Below are 11,995 nucleotides of genomic sequence, written 5' to 3'. Positions count from 1 at the left end.
TATTTTTATGAAAATACAAGCAATAGGATGCGGTTGTCCTAAATCAACCAAAAATTATCAGGCAGTAGTTCAGGCCGCTCAAGAGCTAGGCATCACCGATGAGGTCGAGTTTTATCAAGATCAAGAGGGTATGCTAGCGATGGGAATTATTTCGACACCCGCGCTGGTAATTGATAATCGAATATATGCTTCAGGAAGAGTACTTAATGTTTCTCAGGCTAAAGAATTGATTGCCAAAGCGATAGCTTTTTCGAAGAAGGCCTAAAAAATATTATTAATTTTTTTAATTAAATATGCTAATCTAAAAACGAACAAGGAGTAACCACCAATGAGAATATAATCTTGTGAACGAAAACATAGCATTATAAATCTTTTTCGTTCACCTAAAAACAAACGAAAAGGAGTTCTCATTATGGTTACCATAAATAATTTAAATATATTAGAAGTTTCAACAGGCCGTAAAATAATTAGCGATCTTTCTTTTTTCATAAATCCGAGTGAACATGTCGCTCTTATTGGTGAGGAAGGAAATGGAAAATCAACTCTTTTAAAAGCCCTTATTCATAAAGCGGATTCCAAGCTTTCCATTACGGGGGTAATAAGAGGCGTTGAAGATTACGGACTACTTGAACAGGATATTGCTCATCTATATGGTGAGTATCTTCTTCAAGATTATTTTTTTCTTCCCTTTAGTGAAATAAATGTAAGACCGAAGGATAAAATCTATGCGTTAAATGCCTTAAAACAGTTCGCCTTTCCAATCGATATCTTCCATCAAAATCGTAAGATAAAGACTTTATCTGGTGGGGAGTTAATTCGGCTGGCACTGGCAAAAATCAGTTATTTCGATCCAGAAGTTATCTTGCTCGATGAACCAAGTAATAATCTTGATTATGAATCGATGGAAGTCCTCAAGCGTTTTATTGTAAGAAGCAAAGCGATGATCCTTTTTGTGTCACATAGTGTGGATCTTTTAAGCGAAGCGGCAGAAAAAATAATTGTTCTTTCTTTGGAAAATCGGAAACAACTCGCCAAAAGTGAGTTTTATGCTTATAGCTACAATGAATACGTCAGTTATCGAAAAGCCTACCGCGAAAATACATATCAAGTAGCAAAAATGCAAAGAAGCGAATATCAGAAGCAAGCAAAAAAATATAGTCAAATATATAGTAAAGTAAAAGACCGGCAGGATCAAGCGGTACGGGATCCGGTACAAGGTCGACTTTTGAAAAAAAAGATGCATACGATTAAATCCTTTGGACGAAGACTAGAAAAAAAGAAAGAGCAATTTCTTGATTTTCCAGATGACGATCCATTTTTAAATGTTGAAGTTAATATGGATTTAAAAAGAAAAACCTTCGGCAATATTATTGATTGGAGAAAAGATTTACTTTCAAAGGGTGGACAGCTTTTGGCTAAAAACTTTCGATTTTCTATCAGCGGTGGCGAGCATGTTTTACTGAAGGGAAAAAATGGCAGCGGTAAAACAACCTTTCTTCAAGAATTATACGCACAACCCAACAAAAACTATCGCTACGGATATCTTCCGCAAAATCTCGATGATTTAGGCTTTAATAATCAAACGCCTGTTGAAATATTAGCGGCTAATAAAAATAAAGACGAAATTACTTTTATTCGTCAATTGTTAGGCCGGATGCTATTTACCGCGAGTGAAATGGAACATCCTTTTTCCCAATTAAGTGGTGGACAAAAAAGCAAAGTTATTATTTTAATGTTATTTGTAACATCGACATATGATATTTTACTTTTAGACGAACCATCGCGCAATTTTGCTCCGACCTCGATACCAACGATAGTTAATCTTATCAATGGATTTCCCGGGGCGGTAATAATTGTTTCTCATGATTATCTTTTTGAAGAGAGTCTTACAAATTTACGTCTCGAGACGATATAAAAAAAGCCCCGTTTATTTCATGAAAAATACCCCTTTCCTGTTTTTGTCCAAGAATAGGGGTGCATTTCATAATCATAAAGGGGCTTTATTACTAAGCAGTGAGATAAATGCCAACATTTTCGAAGACAAAATTATCTGCATAGCTATCACCGAGGCCGTTAAGGATGAGACCGTTTTTAACAATAGCCATCGGCCCCGTTAATGAAGGCATAAAAGCCGACATATAAAGCAGTTGACCGACGTGGCTGTTTGCATCAACCCAAGCTGCTCCGGTGCCGTTTGGCGGGAAGCTGTCATTCAAGGAGCCGAGCAGACGGAAATCCTCCTGGATGCGTTCTTCCCATTCAGGGGAACCAGTATCAGTTGTAAAGTCAGCAATTAAGCGTAAGCTTACTTCAAATCCGGTAGCCTCGCGATCATTGAGATAGAAGTAATCATTTCCCCGCCAATCGATAACTTCATTAGGTATAACGATCGATGCGCTTCCATTGGCATTTTCTTCATTTTGGGCTTCAGCATATTCACCGCTCAGGGCCGATGTGATATAACCGGAAATAACTTCGCTTGCAAAGTAGGCTCGTTTAGTTCCAGTATGAATGCCATTATCATCATAGCCATAGGTACTTTCAACAAGCGCCTTTACCGTTGATCCAACTGATGCCAATTGACTCGCTCCAGTTAATCCCGCTACCGATGAAAAATTGGTTAGTGCTAAGTCAAGCGCTTTTCCTTCAATTATTGGTGAAAAGTCATCATTGCCGCCTCCGGTATAGTAATCGTGGGTAAAAATATCTTCCACGCTGTTCAGACGTTCAGTTTTACTGGCTCCGTTAATATATTGAGCCGCGCCCCCATGGCTAGAGGCAATCTTTCCATCAAGTAAATTATATAACACAAGCGAACGGGTTTTAGTCGAGAAGATGCCATTATCGGCTGAGGTTGCCATCATGTGCGAATTCTTCAAGAAATCAATCAATTGGGTTAATGATTTTCCCTGATCCAAGAAGTCGGTTTTAATGTCAAAACCGGCACTATCAAAACTCAAATAACCACCAGTGGTGGTGAAACTGTCCATTAGGTTGCCAAGATAGTAAATATCTCTGCCGTCGGTATCGACATCGGCAGTCGCTTCAAGATTAATCGCAGTAGTGTTGTCATTAATATCAGTGGTAATCACGATATCGGACGAAGCATCGTCATATGCTCTTTGACCAAGGTATTTTCCTTCATAGCCTTCGGTTAGGGCGGTAAAGCCAAAATTATCAAGCTGTTCCTGGATTATTTTTGCCGTGGCATCATAAACCAAATTTGAATTATTAATCGCAGTCAAAGCCAAGGTTAAATCAGCGCTCGAAACATCGGTTATAGAATCGGTTACGGTAGATAAGCTCGGAAGCCGGAAACTTACCACTCGGATAATGTTCATAACGTCGTTAATTTCCTGTTCAACCGTCGTGTTCATCAGCTGTTCGTCAATAACGGTCGAGGAGAAATTAATCAATCGAGTTTCTAATTTATCACTGGCACTGCCATAGGCAATATCATGGGTATTATCATAAGCCATGTTGGCCAGCCCAGAATCAGTTAAGATTTTTACCAACGCTTGCTCGAAAACTGTCAACGGGTTATCACCCAAAGGCAAAGTGTCAACATATGATTGAGAGGCTCCGCTTTGGCCAAAGATAAATGAGTGGTAAAGATTAAGGTAGGTGTCTTCAATAAGCTGGATATCGCTGCTTGTCAGCGTTGAGATATCATTCATCCGCGTGGCGATATCTTGAAGACCATCGGTACTACTTGTGCCAGTTATTTGATCAAAAATCTCGCCTAGTCCATAAATTTCATTTTCCGGATAGTGAGTAGAATAATTTTCGCTCATAGATGGAAGATAATCGCTTCCGTCATATTTATAAACAAAGTAGGGATTAGCGGCTGATATGTCTAGACCACTAATTGAAAAACTGGAACCATTAACAACGCTATTGATAAGGTTAGGAACGGCATCATAAGCGAGTTCACTGCTATTGAAAGCGATGAGAATTGACTCCAAATCGTCAGAGTCAATGGAACTGGCTATTGAGGAAGCATCAAAAGCCGAAACCGAGCTCAAGGATGATGATGCTTTAAAAACGCGGAAGATGTCCATAAAGTTACCAATCTCGGCTTCTTGCGAACTCAGTTCGGTCGCATTTGTCGGGAAAGTATTCTCAATTTGGTCAATTGTCTTCGCCCCGGCATCAAGATAGCCGAAACTTTGATCTTTCGGACTTTCCGTATTATATATAACATCGGATAATTGCGAATCAACAAGCAGTTTTTTCATTACTTGTTGGAAGACGCTCAAAGGAGTTTCACCGATGGAAAGCGAAGCGGCATAGTCGACATTATAACCGGATCGATTGAAGATGAATGAACTATTCAGTTCAGAAAGAGCATCCTCAATAGTCAATATTTTGCTGTCATCAATAGTTGATAAATCATTGATGTTCGCAGTGATACTTTGCAAGCCATCAGTCCCCGTCACTTTATCAAAGATCGATGTTATTGAAGAAATCTCGGTTACTGGATATTTAGCCTCATAATCAGGAGTAGCCAAACCGTTAAATTCACCGTTGACGTATTGATAAGCAAAATAAGGATTGGCGGCGGAAAAATCAATTCCGCTCATTGAAAGAGAAGAACTGGTGGCAACGGTATCAATTAAACTGGGAACAACATCATACGTAAGGTTGCTGTTATTGAGAGCCGAAAGAATGCTCTGTAAATCCGCGGCATCAATTGCCCCGGCGATACTGCCGGCATCCAGTCCGGAAACGCCGGATAAAGAATCGGCGTTCAAGAAAGCTGTGAAAACATCGACGAAATTATCAATTTCCGTTCCTTGTTCCACCAAATCGGCATTTTGGTAAGGAAATAATACAGCAATATCGCCGTTAAGTTTGTCTTCAGCGCTCGTATAACCTTTAGCTGCCATCTTAGGATTGTTAGTGTTATAAGCGATAGAACTAAGACTGCTATCATTCATAATCTTATAAATCAGCTGCTGAAAAACCGTCTTGTCACTAGTTAAGTCATTGGGATTAATCCCGCTTAAATTAAATACTTCAGAGGTATTCATGTTGTGCAAAATAGTTCTCAAAGTATCGCGCGTACCTTCCGTAATATCATTGATGGAAGTAAAGTCGCTAAGAGTGGACAAACTATCAATATCTTCTTTCATGTCGACGATTTTGTTTATTTCTTCCCCGCGTTCAGTAAGGAAAGTGCGGAGTGATGTATAGTCATCAAATAAATGGTTGGTAGCATCACCCCCGATTAAAGGCGTGACATTAGCCGCGCTTAAAGATAAACCCGCCACTTCAAAGGAGGCAGAAGAGAAGATGCCATCGAAGGCATTAGGAATAATCATCCGTAAAATAGAACTGTCGTTAACGGCATCAATAACCGCTTCTAGTTCGCTATTACTGGCGCTGCCATTGGCCAAATAATCAAGGGCATTTGTTCCGACGGGAACGGAAATATTATTTAGACTATCGATAATAGTGACGATGCGCGCATTTTCATTTTTCCAATGACTGATGGATGAAGCAACATCGCCATCGACATTAATCAGGCTAAAATCACTTGTGATGGTATCAAAGGGACTGCTGTCGCCAATGCTTTCACCAAAGTCAACGATGTAAGCGTTCAATCCGGCACTCGCTTTCAACTTGTTCAGCAAGAAATCTCCGTAATAATAAACATCTTCGTTTGTCTGCGCATCCTTTTGAACAAAGATTTGCGAATCGGCGAGCGCATCCAGCATGGGGCCTAAATAAGCACCATCAATTTTTGTGGGGTCAAAGTTACTTAAAGAAATAGCGGCACTTTGAACATTGCTGACTACGATAGCTAAATTCACTCCTTCTTGTGACCAATCATTAACATTGGAAAATGTTACTTGAGGGGTACTGGAGTCGTAAATGGAAGGCCCGAGGAAATAGTTTAAAATATTATCAAAAGAAACACTGAATAATGCTGATTGATCGATGGAGTTAAAAGTGGTGGTGATCATTGAGGAAGTGATGGCATTTAATGGATCGGTTTCTTCCATAGCGGTAAGAATTCCGCTCGAACTGATGGTCGATAATACATTCACTAAATGGGAAATCTCACCGGTGGCAGGACTTCCGAGAGCGTCAGTCGCTTGGGCATCAGTCCAGTAAGCGACATCATCCGCGGCATTCATTACTTCAACCACATCAATAGCTCCGCTTGTGGCATCACTGGCTTGATCAAACACATACTCGATTATTTTCTTGAAGGTGGCATCTGATTCGGTTTCATTAATCGGATTAAGAATTTTTGAATCATAAAAAGCCGTAAGCATATTTTTTAAAGATTGACTAAAATTTTCTTCACCGAATGAAGCCAAAATATCGGTTGAAGATGATATTGTGGAACTTATTTCCTGAATATCGGGATAAGCCTCCAGCATATTGGCTAATTCGGTACCGAAGTTATCAACATGGAAATCAAAATCGTTTACCGATAATCCGAAATCCGTAAGCATAGATAAATTAGAGACGGCATCTTCCATTATTCCCGGAAGAATGGAACCAATTAATTTTGAGTTATCAATATCTCCGCAAAGAGAAATCAAATTGTTTCTTGAATTATCGTCGTCAATGATAGTCGTTGCCTCGGCTTCTTGGTTTAAAACCGCGACCGTGTTTTCATCTTGCAAAAGTCCGCCCATAATCGTAATTAAGGCATTAAATTCTTTCTTGTAATTTAACCTTTGCGTCGATAAAACAGTGCTATTAAGCTCATCGATGGCAGTTTGAATATCATCAGCCATCCCAGTATTATCCCCGGTGGCCATCGATGAAATTAAGAGGCCGGCAATTACATCTACCCCATCGGCAATAAGGTCGCTATCTAAAAGGCAAGCGCCATTTAAATCAGTGTTTTTACCCTCCTCATCAATATCGGTCGGTAAGCCATTGCTGTCAAAATTACCCGCGAGGATGCCAATGATTTCACTATAATTATCTCTGACGAAAGTTAAAAGACTAGAATCGGAAAGGGCATACAGAACGTTCCCGGAAATTTTTTTGCCTTGAGCCTGTGGTCCATCGGCAAGAGACGATGTTTCGCTGGTATCGCTAACAACGTAGTGTAAAAAATTGTTGTCAAGTTGGTAAAAACGGGCCAGGGAGTTATAGACAATTGCCAATTCATTGCCCCACTTATAGGATTTCATCCCCTCCCATGTTGTTGGAAGAACTCCCGCGAAAGCTCCCAGTGAATCGGGTGAACTTTGAACTGTCGAATAAAGGATGGCCGGCAAAATAGTTGACAAAAGCTTGGAATCATCAATTTTGGTAAGGGCCGACTTTACCGATGGAACGGCATCGGAGTCCAAAAGAAGGGATATCCGATCGATCATTACTTCCTGTGATACCTCCTCGTCGCTTGTCAATTCATCAATTAAAGTTGTTGCCACACCGCTGGAGGCGAGGTCACTTGCAATGCCTCCGATAGTCGTAAGTTCGTCCTTATAATTTACATCTTGAAATTCGTCTTCAATTTGACTGATGACTTCCTCGCCTAAAACCGATTTAATTTCTTCCGTATTAAGAGCCAAGGATACGGCCAAAGGCAAGACGCTGACAACCAATCCAGAGTTGGAAAGGTTTCTGAATAAAGAAGTGATAACGGCATCGCTCATCAGGACGGAATAAGGTAATGCTCCGCTACCATCATCGGTCAAAAAGCCGGCAGAAATAAGTGTCTTGCTAATGCCGGCAACAGAACCCAATTCATTAGATAATGTAACTTCGACATTTCCGGTTTTTTCCCCGGTCGCCATATCCATCAAGACGGTATCAATGGACTTTCCTTCATCATTTACATTCCAATTGAAAAGACCATTTGCCAAAAGAGAGTTATCGTAGGCATCTAAAAAGCTCATAATACTGGCATAGTTTGGGTCGTTGATTCCTACGACCTCGGCATTATCCGGATCATGAAAAGCCTGATTAATCGTATTGATAATGGAGGTAAAAGGTATGACCAGCATTGCCGAAACCAAGGCCACTCTTATCATGTTTTCGGTCGCGGATATAAGCCGAAACTTTTTCTTTTTCTTTTTGGCGGACTTAGGAATAAAAGCGCTTATAATTGCCCGAATTATCAGACTTATAATTGGGCCAAAAATGGCGATTAAAAGCATTGTTACAAAGAATACCACGTAACGAATTATTACCACCGTTAACGCGGCGATATAATTCGTCAATTGAGGATTAGCCTCGGGGCTTATTCCATAAGATTGGTATGCGGAAGTTAATAGTTCATTTACAAATGTTCGCCCAGTAGCAAGAGATATCGGATAGATCGTTCCGTTCAACGTCAAACTAATGGAGGAAGGAATCTCGACAAAGGGAACTTGTGAAAGTTGAAAATCAATTAGAAAATCAGATATAGGCTTAACCATAAAGAAACCGACAACCAGTAAGGTCGCCATAAAAATAAGAGCAAATGTCGATTTCCATAAGCGTCTAAATAGTCCAAAAATAAAGCCTAAAAAAATGATACCTATGAGCCCAAAAAATATGATATTCCAAACGAGGGAGATTTGATTCAGATCAAAACCGGCCAAACTAGAAAACACTAGATGCATGATTTGCTCCTCCTTAAATTGTTTAACTATTGCCCCCTATTATGTTTTTATTCTAGCAAAAAAAATTATATACATCATTATAATATGCACTAAATTTTCGAAAATATATAAGATTATTTGCACGTGAGTTGAAAAAACACAGTTTTGATGGCTATGCGCGTACGCGCAGAAACGAACTTATTTGCTAGATTTACTGTTCATAATCAAATTGTATTGTGATATACTTTCAATGTTTTGAGAGGTGAAATTATGAAGATTTTTGGTTCAGTTGGCCATCAACATATTTCTGGTCAAAAAGAACTCACAAAGAGCAAGGAATCAATCATCCTTGCCGACACTGTTGGTTTCAAAGTTTATTTTCCTTTGGCCTCTGCAAATGGCAAGCCAGTAAATGTCTTAGTCAAGGAAGGTGACCATGTTCTCATCGGAACCAAGATTCTTGAGCGAACGGATTTTTATGTTCCACAATTTGCCTCGGTTTCCGGTGAAGTTGCGGCTAACGAGAATCGTTATAATGCTGCGATTGGTCGTGTGGCTCCGCATCTAGTAATCGTGAGTGATGGCAGGCAGGAAATGCTCGTCAATCCACTTAAGAAAATTGATGTTGAGAAGGCCGGTCAAGAAGAGATTGTCTCTCTTATCAAAGAAGCGGGCATCGTCGGTTTAGGCGGTGCTGGATTCCCAACTTACATTAAGTATGATAAGGCAAAAAATGTCGATGCCGTTTTGATTAACGGGGTCGAATGTGAACCGTATTTGACAACCGATTATCTGTTTATGAAAATGTATGCAGAAAGTGTTGTCGAAGGAGCGGAAATTTTACGGAAAGCGGCGGGCGCAAAAGAAGCGGTAATAGCTTTCAAAGTCCACAAGCATCCTTTAGCGGAGATTTACACACGTGCTTTAGAAGGACATCACAATGTTCGTTTTGTGGAAGTGCCGGACCTTTATCCAATGGGCTATGAAAAAACACTCATCCGCGAAATTTTTCATCGCGAGTATGCGCGCTTACCAATCGAATGTGGAATTGTCGTAAACAATGCGCAAACAGCAGCTTCTGTTTATCGGGCATTAGTTCTAGCGGAACCATTGGTCAACCGTTTGGTTACAATCAGCGGCGATGGCATAGTAAATCCAATTAATATTCAAGTTCCAATCGGAATACCGGTAGATAAAATTGTCGAAGCGGCTGGCGGATATGCCTGCGAGCAAATCCTTCTGGTTAGCGGCGGACCGATGACTGGTCGGACAATGCCAAATGATCAATGGGTGATTCAATCATCGATGGGAGCCGTCACAGTATTAAAGCCACTTGAATATCGGAAGCAATCGGCTGCTTGTCTGCGCTGCGGCATGTGTTCATATAAGTGCCCAATCGGTCTCCAACCGGTGGAAATTAAGCGCGCCTTGGATGCAAAAGATCATGTCCGACTTGAAAAACTAGAAACGCTCAGATGCGTCGAGTGCGGACTTTGCTCATACGTTTGTCCTTCAAAAATCGAAATCTCTGATGCCGTTAAACGGGCAAAGAGTATTTTGCGGTTTGAGATGGCGCGTAAGCAACAAAAGTGAGACTGAGGAGATAAACATGGAATTTGTATCAAGTATCGGTCCGGCAACGCGGACAAAAAAATCCACAACCAAGATTATGCTCATTCTTACTGGAGCATTATCAATTGTATGGTTAGCTGGGGTTGTATTTAATTTTGTTGCCAACGGCTCTGACTATGGTGTTAAGGCGATCTTAATGCTAGTCGTGGCCGAAGTGGCGGCTATTTTAAGCGATATACTCGTGCTATCAATTCGTTATAACGAGAAAAAAGGGCCGTATGGAGAATATCTTCTTCATCAAGTAATCACCCAATATTCTTGGGTGACCGCAATTATTTTTACCCTTACCCTTCCGATAGGAACTCCTTATTATGTTGTAGCTATCGGAACAATATTTGGCGTCATCATCGCCAAACATATTTTCGGTGGTTTTGGCAGTAATATTTTTAATCCGGCAATATTTGGTCGGATTTTGGTTGGCTTAGCCTTTGGGGCCCAATTAACCTCGACCATTGAGGGTGCCGGCGCTCCTTCGTCTTTGGTAGGGGGAGTTACTGTCACGTCTGCTTTTGACAGTCTAACCAATTGGCTATCGGCTGATTTATCAAAGGTTAACCTTAATTTAGGACAATTGTGGCTAGGAACGTATAATGGCGCTCTTGGTGAAACGTTCACCGCCCTTATATTATTGCTTGGCATTGGCTTAGTTGCTTTAAAAGTAATCAACTGGCGGACTCCGGTTTTCTATTTAGGAACGGTTGTTTTAACTTCGCTTTTCATAGCCATTTTTATCGGCGTTAATCCGCTAGAATACATTCTCATTCAGTTGGCAATGGGTGGATTGATGTTTGGAGCGGTGTTTATGCTGACCGATCCAGTAAGTGGACCAACATCGATGTTCGGAAAATCGTTAATTGGTGTTATTGCTGGCTTTTTAACGGTTTTAATTAGAATTCAGGGTTCTTATCCGGAGGGCGTGATGTTCTCAATTGCCATCTGTAATATGCTTTCCCCGACTATCGATCACCTTGTATCGGGATTAAATAATAATAAATTGGGAATTAAGTGGGCCTGGATTGGCTCAATTGCGGCTATATCAATCGGTCTCAATGGAGGCATAGCTTATGCGAAAGCGCCTAAGTCTCCAGTCGTTCCCGAACCTCCAGTAATTGAAGTTTGGCGGGAACTTGTCGGTACCGCCACATCGGATGTTCCGGCTGCGGGTGAGTATGGACTTACGACCACGACGGTGACAATGCAATATGACATTAATATGACTTTGGTCGGTATGAAAATAGATACACCGACAACGGGCGGAAGTTTCGATACTTCATGGAAAGCAAGCGAAGAAAAAGTTATTAGTTATTATGAATCTTTGAGTTTTGAGGAAATCAAGGCTTTGACGCCAGAAACAATCGCCGGTAGCGATGGTTTTGTCGGTGGTCTTACCTATACGACAGACCGCGTTCTTGCCGCCGTTCAAAATGCAGTTGAAAACATTGTGGTTTATGAAGGCAGTGCCACTACGGGTGTTCCGGAAGCGGAAGAGTACTTTGGCGAACAAACAGTCAATGTCGTTACCTATGTTGATACAAAGGGAACGGCAGAATTAACTGATGATACCATCGTAGGCCTTTCAATTTCCGGTGAAGAAACTACGGGCAAACCCTATGAGACGACCTGGGAAAATAATTTAGAACAGGCGATGAGTTATTACAAGGATGCAGTTGTAGTCGATCTTATGGAATTGACTACCACCTCCGGAATTGATGAATTTACGGGCGGAATCACCTACTCTTTTGATCGGCTTTTACTTGCAGTTAAAGATAGTTTGTCAACGGTCTATGTAGGCTAGGGAGGAACAC

Annotated in this window: 5 protein-coding genes; 4 read left to right on the top strand and 1 reads right to left on the bottom strand. The window is 40.9% G+C overall.

Features of this window, described 5'->3' with window-relative positions; genetic code table 11:
• Positions 1–7 precede the first annotated feature (7 nt).
• Both PKC96_06800 and PKC96_06795 read left to right on the top strand, forming a co-directional pair.
• Positions 8–265 (top strand): thioredoxin family protein, encoded by a 258-nt coding sequence (locus PKC96_06800; GenBank protein ID HMM01023.1) that lies wholly within the window; start codon positions 8–10, stop codon positions 263–265.
• 147 nt (positions 266–412) lie between these two features.
• Entirely contained in the window at positions 413–1,915 is a 1,503-nt protein-coding gene (locus PKC96_06795; protein ID HMM01022.1) for an ATP-binding cassette domain-containing protein, read from the top strand.
• 91 nt (positions 1,916–2,006) lie between these two features.
• Here the strand turns inward: PKC96_06795 and PKC96_06790 are convergent, their stop codons facing one another.
• The gene (locus tag PKC96_06790; GenBank protein ID HMM01021.1) at positions 2,007–8,579 is read right to left on the bottom strand and encodes a hypothetical protein; all 6,573 of its coding nucleotides are present in this window, start codon (positions 8,577–8,579) and stop codon (positions 2,007–2,009) included.
• Between the two features lie 249 nt (positions 8,580–8,828).
• Here PKC96_06790 and PKC96_06785 point away from each other — a divergent pair, with 249 nt between their 5' ends.
• Both PKC96_06785 and PKC96_06780 read left to right on the top strand, forming a co-directional pair.
• Positions 8,829–10,151, top strand: coding sequence for an RnfABCDGE type electron transport complex subunit C (locus tag PKC96_06785; protein ID HMM01020.1), 1,323 nt, complete (start codon positions 8,829–8,831; stop codon positions 10,149–10,151).
• A 16-nt stretch (positions 10,152–10,167) separates the two neighbouring features.
• On the top strand, positions 10,168–11,985 hold the full coding sequence (locus tag PKC96_06780; GenBank protein ID HMM01019.1) for an RnfABCDGE type electron transport complex subunit D: 1,818 nt from the start codon (positions 10,168–10,170) through the stop codon (positions 11,983–11,985).
• Positions 11,986–11,995: the final 10 nt, after the last annotated feature.

Source organism: Bacilli bacterium (assembly GCA_035326105.1).
Taxonomy (GTDB): domain Bacteria; phylum Bacillota_I; class Bacilli_A; order RFN20; family CAG-826; genus UBA7706.
This window is presented reverse-complemented; position numbering and strand designations above follow the sequence as displayed.